Genomic DNA, 21,603 nt, shown 5'->3' with positions numbered 1-21,603 from the left:
AGAAGAATGTCTGAATTTTCGATTTTTTCTCGGCTCAAGTGAGCGGTGATGAATATCGGCAGTTATTCAGACCTTCCCTAACTATATTGCAGATATTCATTATAGCTAGCATTCAAACGCTGGTTTGATTGCTAATTAGTTGATTGAACAACTTTTTAATGAGTCTTTTAATATACCTTGACTTTTGGTAATTATTTTTTAATATGTAACTGTATGACTAAGCATAATGTTAGTTTTACCTAGAAAAAAGTATTAAGTTGATTTTTCTAGTTAGTTGTAAGATCAAAAAGATATAAATTTTAGCTATCTTTTTTTATTTAAATAATTTTAGCAATGTTGGCTTAGCTAATGGGTTTTGTTTCGAAAAACAAACTAGTTAGAATGTGAATTATATTTTTGTAAAAAATTATTATTTTTAACTTTTCATAACCTGGGTTAGATAACTTAAACGCTTTAAGGTCCATTGTAAGCACATGACGCAAGGAAAGCGTATGACGGAAGAGCAGATAAGGATATTTGCGGTACACAGGGAAGCATGAACAGGATGTTCATGGAGCAGGATTAAGGACGAACTAATCACCCCCGGCCAAGCATGGCCGGGGGTTTTTTTTGCAGTTAAAAAATTGTAAACCGTACCCTATTATTTAAGGCGAAGGCAGTAGTAGCGGCATAATAAAATAAACAAACAGCGTAATAGCAATGGCGCTTACTATATTCATGGCAAAGCCTGCTGTGGCCATTTGCTTAATAGTAATACGCCCTGTTGAGAAAACAGCCGCGTTGGGTGGCGTTGAAATGGGCAGCATAAACGCACAGGTCGTCGCCAGCGTAAGCCTAATGGGTTGCCGGTAGTAATGGCCGCGGCCATGCCTGCGGTGATAGGTAGCGCCATATTGGCAGTCGCTGTATTCGAGATAATCTCGGTCAGGAACAGCATCAACAGCACCATAATCAACAGTAGCCAGAAGTAATTCACCCCATCCAGCAGTTGAAGCTGATTGCTGATCCAGCCGGTTAAGTCGCTTGCGACAAATGCCGCGGCCAGCGTCATGCCTCCACCCCAGAGAATGAACAGCCCCCAGGGCAAGCTTTTCATATCGTCCCACACCAGCAGGGCGCGCTTTTCGTTGTGAGCGGGAATTACAAACAGCGCAATGGCGGCAGTTACCGCGATCAATGTATCGTTAATGGGTAAATCAAAAAACGGTGCCAGCCAGCCGCGTAACGCCCAGGCAAGGGCGGTTACCACAAATACGCCTAAGACGCGTTTTTCTTCCTGGGTCATGGGGCCTAGAGACGCCAGTTCCTGAGCGACAAAATCAATCTCAAGCGGCGTATTAGGCACCTTGGCATACAGCCGGGTGAGATAGACATACAGCACCGCCAGTAGAATCAGGGTTAACGGCAGCGCAAATATCATCCACTGTAGAAAGCTGATTTCCACGCCTTCAAAAAACTGGGGAATCATAGCTACCACGATGGCATTGGGTACCGAGCCGATAATCGTTGCTAGCCCACCAATGGAGGCGGAGTAAGCAACGGTTAGCAGCAAAATACGCGCAAAACTATCGCGCTGATCACGATCAAATTGGTCGCGTTCGTCGAGCTCATTGGTAAGCGCGACCGCAATAGGCAGCATCATAAGTGCCGTAGCGGCGTTTGAGATCCACATGGATAAAAAGGCCGAGGCAATCAAAACCCCCAGTACAATGCTGCGCAGGCTGTTGCCAATACGATTGACAATGGCCAGCGCAATGCGCCGGTGTAGGTTCCAACGTTCAATGGCAATCGCCAAAATAAACCCGCCCATGTACATATAGATAACCGGGTTGGCATAGCCGACGACGGCTTCATCCAGCACCATCACGCCACTTAGGGGCAGTACTAGCATGGGTAAGAACGATGTAATGGGAATCGGGACGGGTTCGGTTACCCACCAGGTGCCCATCCAAACCGTTAAGGCGAGAACTGTCCGCGGCGCTGGATCAATCAGCGTGTCGGGCAGTATTAGCTGAATCAATATAAAAAGGAGTGGACCTGCTAGTAATGGTACCCAGTGGCGCCAATTCGATAATGACATTCCCATCCGCCTCTCCTGGCGCTACAGCATGAATTTATTAGCAATTTGCTAATCATAAGGAGAGAGCATGCTACCACTTTCGTTTATAAGCCGTTGGTCGTATGCTGTAGACTTTAGTATGAATTGGCGGCGCGCAGACCGCCTCGGTTTTTTAGCAAGCGTGGGGATAAAAAAGCGAAGCTAGCTGATTTAGCGGTAGCGATAATACGGTTTGGCAATTTAAACAGCGTACGGTGGTGGTGTTTTTGCCGGTGCCTTCCAAGCGGAAACGCTTAAAATAAGGTGTAGTAGGTGACTCTGAATTACCGCAGCGCCTGCACATAATATCTAAACCGTTGACTTTATGGCTCACCATAATAGTGTGCATATTGACGTCCTCCCCTGGGGATTATTGTCGTTGGGTAGGTAGTGACATCCATGTGGTGTACCAATAGTGGGTACGTTAAAAGTATAAGTAGTAAATTCTATCTGCGCTATTCATTAAAGATTAATTAGATAATTTGTCTTGTGCTCAGTTTGGCTTATCTGATGGCGCTTTTTTTTTAATTTATTATCCTGCATTAATGTGTTTGACACATTTAAGGTTCAAGGTAGGTAGTACCACAAGGAAGGTACTCAGGAAGAACAAGCAAGGATTGCTTGAGTTGCCCAAGGATGCACGAACAGGATGTTGGTGAGGAAATATTAAGGAGGACCTGATAAAGCCCCGGCCGGTGATTGGCCGGGGCTTTTTTTTATGCTAGAAGCACTGACGTTAAAACATTCTTATTCAATATAAAACGCTTATTTCTCGTCACTGCTTTCAGTCTTTACGTCCTCAGGTTTTGCATGACCCTGATGGCTAAGCGGGCTTGCTTGATCAAGACGCGGGTGGTTATCCAAAAACTCACGCTCAAGGTTAGGCAGTTTGTCCAGCGCCAACAGCGTATGGGTAAGCGCATGGATCGCCGCCAATACATCTTTCGTGTTGCCGGTTTCCGAGATGGTGTGCATGTTACGAATCGGGAAGCCGATAGAGGTGGCGGCGCTATCAATAGAGGCCAATACGCCCGCCATGCCGTCAGTACCCGTATCTACCCCCACCATATCGCGCTGAATGGGAATATCCTGCTCTTTGGCGGCACTGGCGATGATGCGATTCAACTGCTCGCTGGCAATGGAGCCTACTGACATCGTAAAGCCTTTGCCCATTTCCAGCGGCTGCATACGCTTATCGCCGATACCTGGGGCGGCTACGTAGTCGTGGTTCACGTCCACGCCAATCAGCGCATCCGGTTTTAGCTCACCGGCCATAACTCGGCTACCAAAACGGCCAATCTCTTCGTAGCTTGCAATGGCGAACATAACGCGCACCTTATCAGTGCCGCCTGCTTCGGCAATCAACCGCGCGACTTCAGCGGCCACAAAGCAGCCCAGGCCGTTATCCAGGTAGGCGCCGTAGAAGGTATCGGGGCTGAAACCGGGGCGAATAGGGCGATCAAAAATAATCGAGTCGCCCGGGCGCACGCCTAGATTAAGCACTTGCTGCTTTTTGTTCTCGCCGTGAATTTGCAGGTCCAGATAGATCTGCTCTTTCTTGATGCCCTTGTCGCCGGTGCGCGCCGCCGGATCGGAAAAGTGAATGGCGCCTAGCGCTTCAACGGTACCGCCTTCAATCGAACGGTAGCTGCCGGGTTTTTCAGGGTCTTCACTGAAAAGCTTCACTTCATGGCCAATCAGTACGGAAGGCAAAAACGAATCGGTGTTGATCCAGATTTTGCCGTCTTCGCCAATTGAGCGTACCTGCATGCGTATCTTGTCTGCATGGCCGATAATCATGACCTTGAACATATCATCGCGGTCAGGGTGGGTATCCAGTACCACGCCTGCATTGCCCTTAAACTGGTGAAGGTGCCAGCTGTCAGGAGCAAACGTCTCGAAGTAAGGCTTTAAGACGCCGTAGGTCATTGCCCCTTCCAGGCCAACCGGGCTAGGGGCGGCCAGAATGTCGCGCATCAGCTTGAACTGTGCTTCCGGCATGGACTGCGTCCAGGGTTTTGCAGTATCGCTCATTTAAACTCTCCAAATGGTCATCTGTGTGTCTAGTCTGCCAGATTAATAAGGTTGTTCCACTATTAGACGATGTGGACCTGGCTATGCACACGTAATATGCAGGCTAATCATTTAGAAACAACGGCCAGCACCGTAATAAACAATACGTAATAAACAACAGGATCAGGAGAGAGCATGGTCACGGCATCGCTACGCGTTCAGCGCTATAAGGTATTGCTGGCGGGCGTTTTCAGTCAGCTTTTGTGTGTAGGGATCGCCCGCTTTGCCTATACGCCGTTACTGCCGGTCATGCAGCAGCACACCTGGATGGGCGATGCCGATGGTGGCTGGCTGGCGGCGCTTAACTACGCGGGCTATATGCTGGGTGCGGTGCTGGCGGCCTCTATCCGCAATATCTATCTCAAAGACACCCTGTATCGTATTGGTCTGGTGCTCGCGGTGCTGACGACGGTGGGCATGGCGCTGACGGATCACTTCTGGCTATGGGCGGGGCTGCGCTTTTTCGCGGGCCTTTCAAGCAGTGCCGCCATGCTCCTGGCGTCTGGGTTAATCCTTCACTGGCTGATGCATCACCAGCAGCGCGGCGAGCTGGGCATACATTTTGCCGGGCTAGGGTTGGGCATTGTGCTGGCTGCCGTAGCGGTAGAACTGATGCTTGCGCTCTCGCTTGACTGGCAGGCCCAGTGGTGGATTTTTGGCTTGTTGGGTGCTGTGCTGCTAGTGCCCGCCTGGCGCTGGCTGCCGCGCCCGGTCAAACCGGTTGCTGGTGCTCGTCAGGCTGAATTGCCTACCGCCATGCCGCCTTCACGTACCTTTATGCGCTTAATGTTGCCCGCTTATTTCTGCGCCGGATACGGCTATGTAATTAACGCCACGTTTATCGTCACCATTGTTGAGCGCGAACCGCTGCTTTCAGGAGCCGGTAACTGGACCTTTGCGGTGGTCGGTTTGGCGGCCGCTCCCGCCGTTATGCTGTGGGATTTGGTGGCGCGGCGGATAGGTTATTTAGGCGCATTGATTGTGGCCATGTCGATACAGGCGGTGGGGATCGTTTTGCCTGCCATTTCTTCAAGCTTGGCCGTTGTGCTGCTCAGCGCGGTGCTTTATGGCGGCACGTTTTTAGGTTGTGTGAGTTTAGTCCTGACCATGGCGGGAAGGCTTTACCCGTCAAGTCCGGCGCGTTTAATGGGCCAGATGACCTTGGCGTATGGGGCTGCGCAAATTTTTGCGCCTGCCTTAACCGGCGTACTGGCCGAGGCTTCGGGCCACTATACTGTGGGCCTTTGGCTGGCCGGGGGCTTTGTTGCTATGGGCGTGGTGCTATTGGCATGGTTACGGCGCGTAGATCAAACCGCGCAGCGTCTGGATGCCGAGGCAAAAGCGCTATCCGTGACGCGCTAACGGGGCAAGGCAAAGAAGCCGGGCAAACATTTTCAAAACTGTTAACAAGAGTTTTGTGCTTTTTAACCAAAATCCTCTAGGATAAGCGCTTTTTTTCACACCAGAAGGATCGTCATGGCGTCTTCCGAGCAACCTCGCGTCCAGTGGCTGGGCCGCTGGGGATTTATGCTAGCGGCAACGGGCTCTGCCGTTGGGCTAGGCAATATCTGGAAATTTCCGTATATCACCGGCGAGTATGGCGGCGGCGCGTTTGTACTGGTGTATCTGGCGTGCATTTTTGCCGTGGGCGTACCGGTAATGATGAGCGAGATTGCCTTTGGGCGGCGCGGACGCGGTAGTCCCATTGATGCGATTCGTCGGGTGGTGAATGAGTCCGGGCGTTCATCGGCATGGTCGCTGCTTGGCTGGATGGCCATGCTGTGCGGCTTTTTGATTCTATCGTTTTACGTGGTGGTGGCGGGCTGGTCGTTTTCCTACCTGTGGAAGATGCTAACCGGTGGCCTGGCGGGTACCAGCGTTGACGATATGGCCACCGTGTTTGGGGCCAACAACGACGATCCGCGCAATCTGGGCTTTTGGAGCACCCTGGTCACGCTGATCACCATGGTGATTGTAGGTAAAGGCGTTCAGGAAGGAATCGAGAAAAACGTCGGCTGGATGATGCCGGGCCTGGTTATCATGCTACTGCTATTGATTGTGTTTGGCATATTTTCCGGTGGCTTTGGCGATGCTGTCAGCTTCTTGTTCTCCTTTAAAGCCGGTAGCCTTTCAAGCGAGGGCATGTTGGCCGCCCTTGGCCATGCGTTCTTTACCCTGTCGCTTGCCTCCGGCGCTATTCTTACCTACGGAAGCTACCTGCCCAAGAGCGCTTCCATTGGGCGTACCACTATCAGCGTAGCGATTGCGGATACGGCGGTTGCCCTGATGGCCGGGCTTGCAATCTTCCCGGTGATTTTTGCCAACGGTATGGACCCAGGCGAAGGTCCGGGGCTGATCTTTATGAGCCTGCCACTGGCCTTCCAGGCGATGCCGTTGGGAACGCTGTTCGGGATCTTGTTTTTTGCCATGCTGTCGATGGCGGCGCTGACGTCTTCTATCTCGATGGTCGAAGCAACCGTTTCCTGGCTGTGCGATAACAAAGGGTTCTCGCGTCGCGGTGCCGCGTGGAGCACGGGGATTGTGCTGTGGTTGATCAGTACTGCGGCCATGCTGTCATTTAACCTGGGGGCGGATTGGACGCTGGCGGGTAAAACCTTTTTTGACTGGCTGGACTACATCACCTCACGCTGGATGATGCCGCTGGGCGGTTTAGGCACGGTGGTGCTGGCAGGTTTTGTGCTCAAGAATGAAACGTTCCGTGCTGAGCTGGGGTTGTCACCCTTGGCTTATACGCTGTGGCTTGCCATGGTGCGCTACGTAAGCCCGCTGGGCATTTTAGTTATTTTTGCCGATGCTTTAGGCCTTTATTCCGTTACCTTTTCAGCCCACTGGCCGTGGTTACTGTTGATCTTGCTAGCCATGATGGTGCTGGGTGAGCTTGTTAGTCCGCGCTTGAAGCAGGCGTTAACGACACGCTAACCTCTTCTCCCGACAGCCAGCGCTGCTGCTGAGTGATAACTGATTGTTCATGCAGCGGCGTTTGGCAGCGAGCATACACTTCCCGTAAAAACGCCTTGCGCGCCCCGCGATAAGGGCCGCTGAGAATAGCAGCCTGGGTCAGGCTTTCGAGTACAGCTGAACGCTCGTGTGTGTCCAACTGCGCATAGTCGCCTAGTGCCTGTTGCCAATCGATATCCACACTTTGCGGCTGTTCAGGTAGCGACGCTAAAAGCTGCGACAGTAACAGCACCAGATTGGGATGAGGATGGCGGTTACGCATCATGAGCTCGCCAATGCCTTGAACGATCAACTGGCGCTGGGCACGCGATAAAGTATTCAACTCATGCATTAGCGCGTCGATACGCGGCGGACCATAGGCCATCAGATGGGCTTGATGTAATACGCGCCAGGCAATCCAGGCATTCCAGATAGCGTATAGCGGCCCCATCAGCATGGGAATAAAACCGCGTAATGCCAGGCGGCCCAAGACACGCCGCATCACTACGCGCAGGATAAAACTGCTCAGGCTAATTTTTAAGCGGTACAGCAGCGCTTTTAGCGTCAGCTTCCAGCCATGCAGGTATGCATGAGGGTTAATGCCGTAAATGGTATTGCCTGAACTGGGGTATTCAAGCGCAGCACGTGCAACACCGTGAACGGTTAGCTGCAGAGAGGGCGTAAACGCATTGTGCTGTGAGTAAGCTAAACCGGCCAGGCGGGTAATATGGGTAACCCCGCGCAGTGAATTCCAGTACAAAAAGCCTATCTCAATCGCGGTGATGACACCTACTACGGCGTAGTAGGCGATCCAATAAGGTATCTGCTCGCCAAGGCTCATCCCGGACCAGCCATCAATAGCGATACGCTTCATCCACCACTCGCCACCCCCAATCAGCGTGCCGGAAATAATCCCGGCAATGGCGGCCCACACTATCGTCCAGCGTTTGATCCGCTTGATAGCGTGCGGGTTGGGCGCGGACAAGGGCGCGTTGCGCGTCAGCAGGTAGCTGATATAGCGGTGTGCTAGACGCTGCGCCAGGCCAGGAGAGGGAGCGTATTCTTGATCGGGCCTGTCCAAAGGCATAACAGCAAGATTTCCTTAGTTTAAGTCTCCCTAGGGTAACGGCTACTTGCGTGCAGCGCACTCTTGAATAGCACCGGGGTGGGTGCCAGCCTGCATCAGCTCGTCCCAGCGCGTGGTATAGCGGTTTGAGCGATGCGCGCAGCGCAGCTGCCAGGCGGCGTCCGCATCTGTCATGCCAAAGCTGATCGTGCCTTGCCCCATTCGCTGGTTGATAGTATCCAGCGTGGCCATTAAATACGGATGACGGTTGCGCGGTGGCTGATGCAACAGCGAGAGCTGGTACTGCTCAGCATCGACTAAATCAAGCAGCATCACGCCAGCTTTCATGAACTTGTAGCCTGGTCGGTACATCTGCTCGAGCCCTTGGTGGACGGCTCCAAGAATAGTGCGCGTGTCGTCGCTAGGTGAGGGCAGCGGCACCATGGCGTGGGGAAAGTACTGCGGCTGGTCGCGGCGGTGGCGGTTGGTGTTTAAAAATATCATCACCGCACGGGTTAGGCTGCGCTGTTCACGAAGCTTTTCGGCACTGCGCTGGGCATGGCGGCGCAAGGCATTATGCACTTCAGTTTTGACGCCGGTAGCCTGGCCGAACGAGCGCGAAGTCATGATGCGGTGGCGCGGCTGGTCGAGTGCATTCATATGCAGGCAGGGCGTGCCGCGTAGCTCAAGCGCTGTGCGGGCGATTACCACAGAGTAGCGTTTACGTAACTGCTGAATATCTGCCTCACGTAAATCCCAGGCGGTATGAATCTTGTTGATAGCCAGACGCTCAGCAAGCCTGCGGCCAATACCCCAGACGCTACCCACCGGCGTTTGTTTAAGCAATGCCGTCGTGGACGCACTTTGGGCACTCAGCAGACACACGCCTTGATAATGGGGCGACTTTTTGGCCAGGTGGTTAGCCAGCTTGGCCAGCGTATGCGTTGGTGCAAGCCCGACGCACACCGGTAAGCCTAAATGACGCCGGATACGTCGCCTCAGCCATTCGCCCAGGGTTTGGCACTGCTTGTCAGTGAACTCCTCCAGATAGATAAACATTTCATCGATGGAATAGGGCGATACTGCAGGGCACGTATCGCGCAGCAGCTGGCACAGCCTTGCCGACATATCACCGTACAGCTCGTAGTTGGATGACTTCAGGTAGATGTCGCCACGCCTGCGCAAGCTTTCAAGCTTGAAAGAGGGAATACCCATTGGGATGTCCATGGCTTTCATCTCAGCAGAGCGGGCGATGATACAACCGTCGTTGTTCGACATGACGCCGACTGCTTTACCTTCCAGGGTCGGGTCAAACACTCGCTCACAGCTGACGTAAAAGTTGTTGGCATCTACCAGGCCGATCATCGTAGGTACTCATGGATAACCGCGCGTACCACGCCCCATAGCTGGCAATCGGTACCCTCCAGAGGAAGCGGCGGGTAGTGGGGGTGTGCAGAGCAGAGATGGGGCGTGCCTAGGTAAAGCGCATAGCGCTTGATCAGCACTTCGTCTTCGAACATGGCCACCAGAATATGCCCCAGACGGGGCTTGATGCTGCGATCAACGACCAGTAAATCGCCGTCAAAAATCCCCCAGCCTTCCATGCTGTCGCCGGTCGCCGAGAGATAAAACGTTTGGGTAGGATTTTTGATCAACCGCGTATTGAGGTCGAGCGTACGTGGCTCGTAATCCTGCGCTGGCGATGGAAAGCCGCTAAAGCCAGCGCGGCCTTGCAAGGAGGAGTAAGGCAGCGGCTGAGAGGTTAACGGCAAGGTTGGCGCGACAGGCGATGGCGGAAACAGCATCGTCGGCATCCTCACTGAAATTAAATATGTATTTATATACAGTATTTATTCGTGAGGTATAAATTGCAAGCGCTGAGCGTCGATCAGACTAACTTAGCGTGCAAGCCACAGGCCAACGACTACCGCGCTAACCACCGCAATCAGGAAAACAAGGTTGCGGGCACGCGTATCGCGACGAGGTTTCATAGGGTCACCATTAATCGATAGAAGGGTATAAAGCGGCGGAAGAATTGCGCCTGGCATGGTAACGTTTGTCGCTTAGACCGTCATCTATGCATTGCTTGAAAATGCGCGACGCTTCTCCTATATCGAAAAACGGCTAGGCCACGCTTGCTCATTCGCAAGACTGTCGCTTGGCCAGGAAATGACTTATGTCTGAAACAACGTCTGCGTGGACGAATCGCCGTGCTGGGCAAGCGCTAGTACTTGCCCAAAGCCGCCTGGCGGCGCTGAGCTGGGGCCGCCAGGATGCCCCCGTGTGGTTAGCGCTGCACGGCTGGCTGGATAACGCGGCAAGCTTTACCCGCCTGGCGCCGCGACTGGCCGAAGTGCTGGATATCCGCATTGTAGCAATCGACTTCCGTGGCCATGGGCATTCAAAACATATTCCGGCGGGCAGTGACTATGCGCTGTGGGATTACTGCCATGACGTGCTTGATGCGATGGACACGCTAGGTATCGAGCAGGCGTCACTATTGGCCCACTCGATGGGAGCAGCCGTCGCTTGCCTAGTGGCGGCCACCATGCCGGAGCGCGTTGCTCAGTTGACGCTGATTGATGGGCTGGGGGCGTTGAATACGCCAGCAGTAGAAACCGCCAACCAGCTACGCAAAGGCTTGATGGCTTACCGACGGCCGCTTTCCCGTGCGCCGCGCTATGCCGATATAGAAAGCGCGGTTGCCGCTCGGGTCGCCGGCGGAGTAACCACACTGGATAGCGTAACGGCAATACCGCTGGTTGAGCGTAATACCGAAGCTACCGCCGATGGTTATATACAAATGCGCACCGATAGCCGGTTGCTAAAACCCTCGTTGGTACGCTTTACTCCAGAACAGGTGCTGGCCCAGTTGACCTGTATCCAGGCGCCGATGCTCTTGATTGAGGGCGAACGGGGTATTTTAGGCGAACGCGAGTGGGCTGTGCAGGCGCGCCAGGCGGTTAAGTGTCTTACGCGCCACGTGTTACCGGGCGGGCATCACCTGCATCTGGAGCCCAAGGCCGTTGCCGCCGTGGCGGAAGTCGTCGCTGCCCATTGGCAAACGGCCACGGCTTAGCGCAAGGCAGGTTATTGGGTATCGACGATTCAGAGCACGTATCAATACAACAAAGCGGGCAGGCATAAGAAAGACAAGGATAAGCAATGAACCAACTGACGCGCACTGGCAATGGCAAAAAGGTCGCCCTGGTATTGGGAAGCGGTGGGGCACGTGGCTACGCACATATTGGTGTGATCGAAGCGCTGGAAGCACGCGGTTTTGAGATTATTTCCATCGCCGGGTGCTCGATGGGCGCACTGATTGGCGGTATCTACGCCTCGGGAAAACTGCCCGAATACCGGGAGTGGGTCTGTACTCTGGATTATCTCGATGTGCTCAGGCTTATCGATATGACCTGGAGTCCCATGGGGGCCATGCGCGCCAACAAGGTGATGCACAAGTTGGAGGCGTTGGTGGGCGATGTACTGATTGAGGATCTGCCTATCCCTATTACCACGATTGCCACCGACTTGGTTCGCCAGCGAGAGGTATGGTTTCAAAACGGCCCGCTGTTGCACGCTATCCGGGCCTCCATTGCTATTCCTGGGGTGATTACCCCAGTCAGTACGGGTGATCAAATGTTAGTTGATGGCGGGCTGCTTAATCCCCTGCCCATCATGCCGGTCATCGCGGCTCACCGTGCTGACCTAGTAGTGGCCGTTAACGTGACGGCCCATAGCCCGCAGCCGGTGTCACTGGAGGAACTGCTGCCCAAGGAGCACGAAGAGAATGATAGTCGCACGGCCTCAGAGCGTGAACGCGACGCCAATATGGGGGGCTGGATGAGTGATATGCGCGAAGCCACCAAGCGGCTATGGGACGGTCTGGGGGGCAATGGAGTGGATGATGAAAGTGAAGAAGAGACGCCTGAAGCCCGTGGCAAGCGCGAGTGGAGCCGACTCGGCATGATTTTAGAATCGTTCGATATTACCCAGGCGGCGTTGGCTAAGTATAAAATTGCTGGCTACCCGCCGGATGTACTGATCGAGATACCCAAAACGGTGTGCAGTACGCATGAGTTTCATCGGGCCAAGGAGTTAATTTGCCTGGGGCGGCACTTGGCCGATGAAGCGTTAGAGCGACGCATGCCAAGCATTGCGTCGGATGCTGCGGAGTAAGTCGCGTGGGCCTACGGGCCTCGCTTACGTAACAGGATATAAACCGCACCGGTGCCACCATCGATATCAACCGCAGAGCAGAATGCCAGCACGCCCGGCCATTCACGCAGCCAGGTATTGGTATGGCTTTTAAGCACCGGGAAGTCAGAGGTGCTGCCCCACGCCTTGCCGTGAACGACCAGAACACAGCGTAAACCCTGACTTGCCGCATCGCGCAGAAAGCTTTCAAGTTCTGTACGGGCTTCTTCCAGGGTGTAGCCGTGCAGGTCGAGCCCCGCCTGCCACTCGGTTTGGCCGCGCTTTAGCTGGCTAAGGCTGCGCCAGGGTAAATCGGGTACGCTGAATTCCAGGTACTCGGAAGGGCGCACGGCTTCCACCCGGCCATCCGAGGTGCGCCCGCTGGTTTGCAGGGTGTTGCTCTCAACCGCGGCGTTGCGCCTTGCCTGGTGGGCGTTATTATCCCGCTTGGGCTTACCGGGGTCTGCCTGGTTGGTCGCAATACGGCGCACGCCTGCTGCTTGAAGCGCCTGGCGAAAGGCGCTGATATCGTCATCATTGGGCAGGTGGCGTCGCGTCATGTCAGGCTCAACGTGTGAAAAGTAAGTAATGATATAAAAGAGGCGACAGTATAGCGAGCTGAGCGCCGCTGTGAACCGGGCGGCGTCAAAGGTACAATCTTTAAAGGTACAATTTTTCTTTATCAACTGAGTGTAGCTTCATAATGGCTGCATGGATGATTTTCGTTTATCAGGAGTCGCTGTGACTACGCCCCTCAATGCTGAGACCTCTCACTCAACCCTTTCATTGCCGGATACGGCGCTGATAAGCGATCTTTTTACGTTGCGCGACTATCTACGCTGGGTATCCAGCGAGTTCTATCTGGCGGGGCTGCACTATGGTCATGGCACGGAATCCGCCTGGGATGAAGCGGTCGCGCTCTGCTTAGGCGCGCTGCATCTACCCTGGAACGTCGACCCCAGCGTTCTGGAAGCACGGCTTCTGCCCGTTGAGCGCCAGCGTATTATTGCTCTGGCCCGGGAACGGGTAATCAGCCGCCAGCCGCTCCCGTATCTGCTAGGCGAGGCGTTTTTCGCAGGCCATCCGTTCAATGTCGATGAGCGAGTGTTAATTCCACGCTCGCCGATTGCCGAGTTAATCGAAGACGGCTTTAGCGCCTGGTTCCCTGAAGAGCCCCCGGCCAGCGTGCTGGATTTATGCACCGGCTCTGGTTGTATCGGCATTGCTACAGGCCTTTACCTGCCTACCTGTGAGGTCACACTTGCCGATATCAGCCAAGATGCGTTGGCTGTCGCCCGGGAAAATATTACCCGCCACGATGTGGGCGACCGGGTACGGGCGGTTGCATCCGATGTATTTGATGGCCTTGAAGGCCAACGTTTTGATTTGATCGTTTCCAACCCGCCCTACGTGGATGCGCGTGATTTGGCCACCATGCCCGCCGAGTTTCGCCATGAACCCGCGCTGGCGCTGGGTGCTGGCAAAGACGGCTTGGATATCGTGCGGCGTATTCTGCGCGAGGCGCGCAGTCATTTAAGCGACTCCGGCTGGCTGATTGTGGAAGTGGGCAATTCTGACCGTCATGTGGAAGCTGCGTTTCCTGACGTACCTTTTATGTGGCTTGACTTCGAGCGTGGCGGCCAGGGCGTATTTGCCTTGAGCGCTGCTGAACTCGACGCCTATGCGGCGTCTTTTGTGTAAGGAATGAACGCCCATGTCTGGCAATAGTTTTGGCAAACTGTTTACCGTAACCACCTTTGGCGAAAGCCACGGCGTGGCACTTGGTGCCATCGTTGATGGCTGCCCGCCGGGGCTTGCGCTGTGTGAAGAGGATCTGCAGCGCGACCTGGACCGCCGCCGCCCGGGTAGCTCTCGGCATACCACGCAGCGTAAAGAGCCTGATCAGGTGAGGATTTTATCCGGCGTGTTCGAGGGTAAAACCACCGGCACCTCGATTGGCCTGTTGATCGAGAATACCGACCAGCGCTCCAATGATTACTCGAAAATCAAGGACCAGTTCCGTCCGGCGCACGCGGACTACACCTATCACCATAAATATGGCCATCGCGACTATCGCGGTGGTGGCCGCTCAAGCGCTCGTGAAACCGCCATGCGCGTGGCGGCAGGTGCGATTGCCAAGAAGTATCTGGCCGCCCAGGGCGTTCAGATCCGCGGTTACATGAGCCAGCTTGGCCCCATCAAGATCGAATTCAAAGAGTGGGAAGCCGTTGAGCAGAACGCCTTTTTCTGCCCCGACCCTGCCAAAGTAGCCGAGCTTGAGACCTATATGGATCAACTGCGCCGCGATCAGGATTCCGTGGGCGCAGAAATTACCGTGGTGGCCGAAGGCGTGCCGGTAGGCTTGGGCGAGCCGGTGTTTGACCGCCTGGATGCTGAGCTGGCGCATGGCTTAATGAGCATTAATGCGGTAAAAGGCATTGAGATTGGCGCAGGGTTTGGTTCGGTGGCTCAGCGGGGCAGTGAACACCGCGATGAGATGACGCCGGAAGGCTTTTTGTCCAACCATGCGGGCGGCGTCTTGGGTGGGATTTCCAGCGGGCAGCCTATCGTGGCAAGGCTTGCCCTTAAGCCCACCTCCAGTATTACCACGCCGGGGCGCTCCATTGATGTCAACGGCCAGCCTGTCGAGGTAATTACCAAAGGTCGCCACGACCCGTGCGTAGGCATTCGCGCAACACCCATCGCCGAAGCCATGATGGCCATTACACTGTTAGATCATTGGTTACGCCAACGGGGGCAAAATGGCGACGTGAGCGTTGATACGCCGCGCCTGAATCAGGTTTAGCGCAGATTTAACGTGGAGTTAGCGCAGCGTTAAAGCCATATACGGTTCGTTTAACGCTGCTACACTCAAGGGGAGATGGTTAAGGAGTAACCCCATGAAGATTAACGTTGAGTTTGATCTGACCCCGGACGAGTTCCGCCAGGCGCTTGGGCTGCCTGATATCGAGGCGTTTCAGCAAAGCCTGCTGGAAAATATCCAGCGCCAAATGGAGTCAGGTGTTGAAGGCTATGACCCCATGAGCCTGATGCGGCCTTTCTTACAGCAGCCGATGATGCAGCAAGGGTTATCGCAGGGGCTGGCTAATTTCGGGACGTACCAGCAAATGATGCTGGATATGCTGCGCCAGGCGGGTAGTTCCAGCAGCGCCACTAACCAGAGTCAGGCAGCGGACAGCGACACACCTAGCAGAGGAAGCGCCAAGGCAAAAGCTCCAGCGTCCTCACGCTCGCGTAGTAAGGGAAAAACCGAGTAACGCGGCAGGGTGCGTAACGGCCAAAAAATCACGGCCGTCATCTAAGTGTTATTGTAATGCACCATACTAGCGCTTACTCTTTTTTTGCAGTGCAACAAAAATATAACATACAGTGCAGCACATTACGTTCATAAGGGCCTTCGGGCTCACCTTAGTAACGCAATAGGAGCAGACACCATGCAAGACAAGATGACGGACGCCTTTAACGCCCAAACCCGCCAAATGTTTGAGCCGATGCGCAAGATCAACTCGCTGATGCTCAACAACATGGAAAAAATGACCCAATACCAGCTGGAAGCGATGAAACGCTATAGCCAGATGGGAACAGAGCGCATTCGTAGCGCCACGAACATTCAGGATGCGGAAAGCCTGCGCGATTTCGGTACTCAGCAAGCCGAAATGATGAATGAGATTTCGCAGCAGATGCAGGAAGACGCTCGCGCCATGAGCGAAATGAGCCTTCAGTTCAAATCTGAAATGGAAAAGCTGTTTAGCGATGCTGGTCAAAAAATGACTGAGCAGGCAACTTCAGCGGCCCAAGGCGAAAAGCCGGGTACTGCATCCAGCCAATCTTCACGTAAAAAATAAAACGTTGATTGGCTCACGGCGCCTGATGGCGCCGTATTTTTATGTCGATGCCGTTAGGCGTGATGGCGCCTGCGAGTAGGGGGAGTCAATATGCAAAGGTGGACATCAGACAATATGGCGCCACAGGGCATGTCCCAAGAGGATATTGAGGCATGGCATGCGCAGCTCCAAGAGATGGGCGGGCAGTATCAGGGCCTGATGCAGGATCTGCTCGCGCGAATAGCGCCTAGCGAAGCCGCCGATTCGATACAGGATGATATGCGCAAAAGTTTCGAAGCGGGCGCGCAGTCATTAATGAATAACCCGACCTTGCTCTGGCAAACCCAGACGCGCCTGCTGCAAGATCAGTGGCTTCTTTGGCAACAGAGTATGCGTGCTTTCTCGGGCGAGCAGGTAGCACCGGTTATCACCCCTTCCAAAAGCGATCGTCGCTTTAAAGATGAAGCCTGGACCAGCGACCCTCACTACACGGCTATTATGCAGCAGTACCTGCTGTTTTCTCAGATGGTGGAGGAGTTAATTGAGCGCCTTGACGGCATGGATAGCACACAAAAGCGCAATCTTGAGTTCTATGCCCGCCAGTTAGTCAGCGCCATGTCACCGACCAATTTCGTTTCCACTAATCCGGAAGTGGTGCGGCGAACGTTGGAAACGCGCGGACAAAACCTGGTAGAAGGCCTGGCCCGGCTACGTGAAGACCTGGCCAACTCCGCCGAAGGCATTAACGTGTGCATGACCGAGCGCGACGCGTTTGATATCGGTGAAAATATTGCCGTTACTCCCGGTGCGGTGGTTTATGAAAATGAGCTCATCCAGCTTATTCAGTACACTCCCACTACCGAGAAAACCTTTAAAACGCCCCTGCTTATCGTACCGCCATGGATCAACAAGTATTACATCCTGGACCTGCGCCAAGACAACTCCATGGTTAAATGGATGGTCGATCAAGGCCATACGGTATTTTTGATCTCGTGGCGCAATCCTGATTCTGAGCAGCGTGATATTACCTGGGCCGACTATATGCAGATGGGGCCGATTAGCGCTATCGGTGCGATCGAGCAGGCCTGCGGAGAGAAGTCGGTTAACCTGGTAAGTTACTGTGTGGGAGGCACGCTGACCGCCTCGACGGTTGCCTACCTTACGAGTACACGCCAGGGGCGCAAAGTAAAATCGGTAACCTATATGGCCACCCTGCAGGACTTCCGTGACCCTGGCGATATTGGCGTATTTCTTAATGAAGGCGTTGTGAAAGGGCTAGAGCAGAGCATGAAGCTCAAAGGTTATCTGGATGGCCGCTCCATGGCCTATACCTTTAACCTACTGCGTGAAAATGATCTTTTCTGGTCGTTTTATATCAATAACTACCTGAAAGGTGAGATGCCCGCCGCCTTTGATCTTCTGCACTGGAATACCGATGGTACCAATCTACCGGCAACGACCCATGCCTGGTATTTACGCCATATGTACCTTGAGAACCGTTTGGTACAGCCGGGTGGCATTGAGTTAGACGGGGTGAAAATCGACCTGCGTAAAGTCTCGACGCCGAGCTATTTTGTTTCCACCAAAGAAGATCATATCGCTAAGTGGAACAGCACGTATTACGGAGCACTTTTGCCGAAGGGACCCGTTACCTTTGTACTCGGTGGTTCAGGGCATATCGCGGGGATCGTTAACCCGCCCCAGAAGAACAAGTATGGCTACTGGAGTAACGACGCGCTGCCAGAATCCCACGAGGAGTGGCTGGAGCAAGCCACGTTCAACGAAGGGTCCTGGTGGCCACACTGGCAGGCATGGATGACCCAGAATGGCTATGCGGATAGCCAAAAAATGGTGTCGGCACGCAAGCCTGGCGAGGGCAAGCTCAGCGTCATTGAGCCTGCGCCGGGGCGCTATGTAAAGGTCACCATTTCTCAGTTATCCGGTGAGCTTTCCTGATCCTGGATCAACACCGTTTAAAATGCATGTCTTGAACGTACAAAGCCCTGAATTGTTGTTCAGGGCTTTGTGGTTTTCAGGTATTTATAAAAACGTAATAGGTAAAATGAAGGGGCGGTACCCAAGAGCGGCATGAGGGATTGCCCCCAGCGGTTGACATAATGTCGCAGGTGGTTTGTAGAAGCACGTAATAGAGCTATGGTAGGCCTACGATTAATACCGGGTGCACGCCACAGGCTGGCTTTACGATTGAGCTATGCGCGCGCCTGCATCATTACATTCCCCCTAACGAGAGTTGATATGGCGTACCTAATGCACAAAACGATGATCAAGCGAACCTGCCGCCAATTAGCATTCACGACGTGCGCGCTGTTATTAACCGCAGGCGTTGCCCAGGCGCAATCACTAGACGTCACCAACGCGCGGCTGAGTCTATTGCCCGGCAACACCCCGGGGGCTGGCTATTTTGAGTTGCATAATACTGGTGATGAAGGTGTGACGTTGGTGGGGGCGGAAAGCCCGGCCTTTGAAAGTGTTGAAATGCATATAAGCTCCGAGCATAACGGCATGGCGCACATGCACGCCTTTGAATCACTGGATATCGGTCCTGATGAGCGTATCGAATTTGCGCCCAAGGGGCAGCATTTAATGTTTATGCGCCGCGTAGCGCCTTTAAACGAAGGTGACGAGGTGGAAGTGGTGCTTACCTTTAGCGATGAGCAGCGCTTGCCCGTGACCTTCAATGTTGTCTCCCCGGCATCTCTGTAAAAGCAATGATAGGACGATTACGCATGTACAAGGTGTTGCTTGCAACGCTAGCTGCGCTGCTGCTGGTAGGCTGCAGTGATCAAAGTTGGCGCACCACGGATGTCGCAGATATCATGCCACCGCTGGATTTTGTACTGGTGGATGAAAACGGTGACAGCGTGCAGGCCGAGGAGTATCTGGGTAAACCGACGCTCGTCTATTTCGGCTATACCTACTGCCCCGATGTTTGCCCGATTACCCTTGCAAGACTGGGCGATGCGATAAGAAAACTTGATGATGAAACGCGCGATGAGATCCAGGTGCTGTTTATCTCGGTCGACCCTGCCCGCGATACACCTGAGGTATTAAAACGTTATACGGATGCTTTTGGGCCTGAGTTCGTCGGTTTAAGCGGTGATAAAGCGGCTATCGATGCCGTCACCAACCGCTATCGGGTGGCTTACGAGTATGGCGAAGAGAATGAAAACGGCGATTATCTGGTAACCCACTCCAGTGCCGTTTTTGCCTTTGACCGGGAAGGCCAAGCGCAGTTCTTGGTGCGCGATAGCCATCCAGTAAACGACGTTGAAGCCGATATCAAACGTTTGGTGGCCCAAGGTTAAGGCTATTTAGAGAGCTACTGGCGATCACAAAAGGGGGCGACTGAATATCAGTCGCCCCCTTTTTCATACGAACATCTTTAATGGCTAATAGCAGGCTGAAGCAGGCTGAGTAAGCTGGTTTAGCAAACCGATGAAAGGCCACAGCGCGACTTGTACAGTCGAGAGTTAATATCTAGCTCAACTTTGTCGCTGTCTTTATCGTAAAAGAAGGAAGCATAGCCGTTTTCGGAGGACGCGGTGCGGTATAAGCCACAGATGCCATAGCCGTACTGTACTTCTTGTAGCTGGGAAAGCTCGATCTCATTGGACGTATCAAGCTCTTTGGCCAGAGCATGTTGAATATCGCTGCCAACGTTGCTGTCAGACATGGCCTGACCACCAAAAATAGCGACTCCTAGAACGACGATCAGCGCCAGCGGAAGCACGACAAGCAGTAGAAAAGGCCGAGATTTAAGCATGGCGTTACCCTCTGTCAGCCTGAATAAATGCGTTAAAAGAGCCGTATTGTAGCGCTACTCGATGGCGCCCGCCTACTTACTGCGACAACGTGTCAAGCGAAGGCCGGGAAGTAGCATAAGCGCTGCTAGTAACCAAGTAGGCCAGCTGCCGGTACGGGTGAACGGCGTGAGACCTTCCATCGCATAAAATTCGCCTACCAGCGCTGTCGTTTCAAACTGCGGAGCACGTGCCACGATCTCTCCGTGGGCATCAATAATGGCGGTAATGCCGTTGCTGGTCGCACGTATCACATAGCGGCCGTTTTCCAGTGCTCTAAGCCTTGCCATCTGCAAGTGCTGATGAGGGCCGATTGAGGCGCCAAACCAGGTGTCATTGGAAACGGTAAGCAGCACATCGCTTTCTTGAGCGCGGCGGGCGACAAGCTGCGGATAGATGATTTCATAGCAAATCGCATTACCCAGGCTTACGCCTGCCGCAAGCATTGGCGTCTGCTCAGAAGCGCCTTTGGTAAAGCTTGACATCGGCAGGTCAAAAAAGTCGATAGCACCGCGCAGCACGCTTTCCAGGGGCAGGTATTCGCCAAACGGCACTAAGTGCTCTTTTTGATAGCTGCCTTCAACACTGCCGACGCCAATCACTCCATTATAGTAGCGGTTGGCCTCATCCAGCTGAACGATCCCCGTGACCAGCGCAACACCTGGCGGCAGGTTGGACTGCACGCGCTCCAAAACCGGGCGTGCCTGGGCTTCCATCATGGGCAGCGCCGTTTCCGGCCAGATCACGATATCCACCTCATCGGCCACTTCAGCGGTCAAGCGGCTATACGTGTTGGCGGCGGTGCGCTGGCCTTCGGGCGTCCACTTTAAAAGCTGGGGCAGGTTGCCTTGAAGCAGGGCGACGCGGGTGGGCGTCTCGGCGGGGGTCGCCCACTGTTGAGGAAGTGCCAGGGGAATAAGCCAGATAGCCGCAAGTGGCGCGAGCGCCCACCATTGGCGGCGTAGTACGGCTTCAGCGGCGAGCGTGCCGCTAAGCATCACCAGCAGCGAGAGCAGGTACACACCACCGATGGGGGCCCAGCTGGCCAGCGGCGAGTCGACATAGCCTGAGCCCAACAGCAGCCAGGGAAAGCCCGTAAACAGATACGTGCGCAGCACTTCGCCTAATACCCAAATGCCTGCAAAGGTAAGCAACGCCAGTTTGGGCGTAAAAAAGCGTCGATAAAGCCAGAAGATACCCGCATAAAAAAGCGCTAACACACCCACAAACAGGGCTGTCAAAAAGACCGCCAGCGGTACGCCGGTGTAGCCATAGTCATGGATAGAAACATATACCCAGGACGTGCCGCTTGCGAAAAGCGCCACGCCATACAACCAGCCTTTAAGCGCTGCCTGGGCGGGCGTTAGGGTATGTAGACCCATGTAAAGCAACGCGATCGCGATCGGACCAAGCCACCATAATTCAAACGGTGAGGCCGTCAGCGTGGTAAAGCCGCCCGCCACGAGGGCGAATAGCAGTTGCAGCATAAAAATGGGCGTCGGCCCCATGGTGATGTCCTATCGGCTAATCATTTGATAAGTCTGT

At 54.0% G+C, this 21,603-nt stretch carries 18 protein-coding genes and 1 pseudogene; 11 read left to right on the top strand and 8 right to left on the bottom strand.

Features of this window, described 5'->3' with window-relative positions; all coding sequences use genetic code 11:
• Window positions 1-644: 644 nt before the first annotated feature.
• Window positions 645-2,080, bottom strand: a pseudogene (locus INT33_RS10630) (SLC13 family permease).
• A 783-nt stretch (window positions 2,081-2,863) separates the two neighbouring features.
• Window positions 2,864-4,132, bottom strand: coding sequence for a M20/M25/M40 family metallo-hydrolase (locus INT33_RS10625; protein WP_192539289.1), 1,269 nt, complete (start codon window positions 4,130-4,132; stop codon window positions 2,864-2,866).
• A 174-nt stretch (window positions 4,133-4,306) separates the two neighbouring features.
• Here INT33_RS10625 and INT33_RS10620 point away from each other — a divergent pair, with 174 nt between their 5' ends.
• Window positions 4,307-5,533, top strand: coding sequence for a YbfB/YjiJ family MFS transporter (locus INT33_RS10620; protein WP_193091859.1), 1,227 nt, complete (start codon window positions 4,307-4,309; stop codon window positions 5,531-5,533).
• Window positions 5,534-5,647: 114 nt separating this feature from the next.
• Window positions 5,648-7,111: a sodium-dependent transporter gene (locus INT33_RS10615; RefSeq protein WP_193091858.1), complete on the top strand. Its 1,464-nt coding sequence runs from the start codon at window positions 5,648-5,650 to the stop codon at window positions 7,109-7,111.
• Here the strand turns inward: INT33_RS10615 and INT33_RS10610 are convergent.
• From INT33_RS10610 to INT33_RS10600, 3 genes are read right to left on the bottom strand one after another with little or no spacing between them, the layout of a single operon-like run.
• Window positions 7,074-8,216 carry an LBF_2804 family protein gene (locus INT33_RS10610; protein WP_193091857.1) on the bottom strand — a complete coding sequence of 381 codons (1,143 nt, stop codon included), beginning with the start codon at window positions 8,214-8,216 and terminating at the stop codon, window positions 7,074-7,076. The genes INT33_RS10615 and INT33_RS10610 overlap by 38 nt on opposite strands.
• Window positions 8,217-8,258: 42 nt before the next feature.
• Window positions 8,259-9,560: a Y-family DNA polymerase gene (locus INT33_RS10605; RefSeq protein WP_192539293.1), complete on the bottom strand. Its 1,302-nt coding sequence runs from the start codon at window positions 9,558-9,560 to the stop codon at window positions 8,259-8,261.
• Window positions 9,557-10,000 (bottom strand): LexA family protein, encoded by a 444-nt coding sequence (locus tag INT33_RS10600; RefSeq protein WP_407648089.1) that lies wholly within the window; start codon window positions 9,998-10,000, stop codon window positions 9,557-9,559. The genes INT33_RS10605 and INT33_RS10600 overlap by 4 nt, the downstream gene beginning before the upstream one ends.
• Window positions 10,001-10,371: 371 nt before the next feature.
• On the opposite strand from INT33_RS10600, the gene INT33_RS10595 reads away from it, so the two are divergent.
• Both INT33_RS10595 and INT33_RS10590 read left to right on the top strand, forming a co-directional pair.
• Window positions 10,372-11,274: an alpha/beta fold hydrolase gene (locus INT33_RS10595; protein ID WP_192539295.1), complete on the top strand. Its 903-nt coding sequence runs from the start codon at window positions 10,372-10,374 to the stop codon at window positions 11,272-11,274.
• A gap of 86 nt (window positions 11,275-11,360) precedes the next feature.
• On the top strand, window positions 11,361-12,374 hold the full coding sequence (locus INT33_RS10590) for a patatin-like phospholipase family protein (protein ID WP_192539296.1): 1,014 nt from the start codon (window positions 11,361-11,363) through the stop codon (window positions 12,372-12,374).
• 11 nt (window positions 12,375-12,385) lie between these two features.
• On the opposite strand, the gene INT33_RS10585 is transcribed toward INT33_RS10590, so the two are convergent.
• A complete protein-coding gene (locus INT33_RS10585) occupies window positions 12,386-12,952 on the bottom strand; it encodes a Smr/MutS family protein (protein ID WP_192539297.1) in 567 nt (188 codons plus the stop codon).
• A gap of 181 nt (window positions 12,953-13,133) precedes the next feature.
• Here INT33_RS10585 and prmB point away from each other — a divergent pair, with 181 nt between their 5' ends.
• The 7 genes from prmB to INT33_RS10550 all read left to right on the top strand — a co-directional run bounded on the left by prmB (window position 13,134) and on the right by INT33_RS10550 (window position 19,563).
• Window positions 13,134-14,093 (top strand): 50S ribosomal protein L3 N(5)-glutamine methyltransferase, encoded by a 960-nt coding sequence (gene prmB, locus INT33_RS10580; RefSeq protein WP_192539298.1) that lies wholly within the window; start codon window positions 13,134-13,136, stop codon window positions 14,091-14,093.
• Between the two features lie 13 nt (window positions 14,094-14,106).
• Complete coding sequence (gene aroC, locus INT33_RS10575; RefSeq protein WP_192539299.1) at window positions 14,107-15,198, top strand: chorismate synthase; 1,092 nt, start codon at window positions 14,107-14,109, stop codon at window positions 15,196-15,198.
• A gap of 94 nt (window positions 15,199-15,292) precedes the next feature.
• On the top strand, window positions 15,293-15,670 hold the full coding sequence (locus INT33_RS10570; protein ID WP_192539300.1) for a hypothetical protein: 378 nt from the start codon (window positions 15,293-15,295) through the stop codon (window positions 15,668-15,670).
• A gap of 177 nt (window positions 15,671-15,847) precedes the next feature.
• Window positions 15,848-16,258 (top strand): phasin family protein, encoded by a 411-nt coding sequence (locus INT33_RS10565; protein ID WP_018916701.1) that lies wholly within the window; start codon window positions 15,848-15,850, stop codon window positions 16,256-16,258.
• Window positions 16,259-16,348: 90 nt separating this feature from the next.
• Window positions 16,349-18,193, top strand: coding sequence for a class I poly(R)-hydroxyalkanoic acid synthase (gene phaC, locus INT33_RS10560; RefSeq protein ID WP_225736255.1), 1,845 nt, complete (start codon window positions 16,349-16,351; stop codon window positions 18,191-18,193).
• A 312-nt stretch (window positions 18,194-18,505) separates the two neighbouring features.
• Window positions 18,506-18,961 (top strand): copper chaperone PCu(A)C, encoded by a 456-nt coding sequence (locus tag INT33_RS10555; RefSeq protein ID WP_225736254.1) that lies wholly within the window; start codon window positions 18,506-18,508, stop codon window positions 18,959-18,961.
• 23 nt (window positions 18,962-18,984) lie between these two features.
• Window positions 18,985-19,563, top strand: a complete 579-nt coding sequence (locus INT33_RS10550; protein WP_193091856.1) for an SCO family protein — start codon at window positions 18,985-18,987, stop codon at window positions 19,561-19,563.
• Between the two features lie 119 nt (window positions 19,564-19,682).
• Here INT33_RS10550 and INT33_RS10545 read toward each other — a convergent pair whose 3' ends face one another.
• Window positions 19,683-20,021: a hypothetical protein gene (locus INT33_RS10545; protein ID WP_018916705.1), complete on the bottom strand. Its 339-nt coding sequence runs from the start codon at window positions 20,019-20,021 to the stop codon at window positions 19,683-19,685.
• A gap of 72 nt (window positions 20,022-20,093) precedes the next feature.
• Window positions 20,094-21,566, bottom strand: coding sequence for an apolipoprotein N-acyltransferase (gene lnt / locus INT33_RS10540; RefSeq protein ID WP_193091855.1), 1,473 nt, complete (start codon window positions 21,564-21,566; stop codon window positions 20,094-20,096).
• Between the last annotated feature and the right edge of the window lie 37 nt (window positions 21,567-21,603).

This window comes from Halomonas colorata, assembly GCF_014897985.1.
Lineage (GTDB): Bacteria > Pseudomonadota > Gammaproteobacteria > Pseudomonadales > Halomonadaceae > Vreelandella > Vreelandella colorata.
Note: the sequence above shows the minus strand (reverse complement) of the source record. Positions and strands in the feature narration are given on the sequence as shown.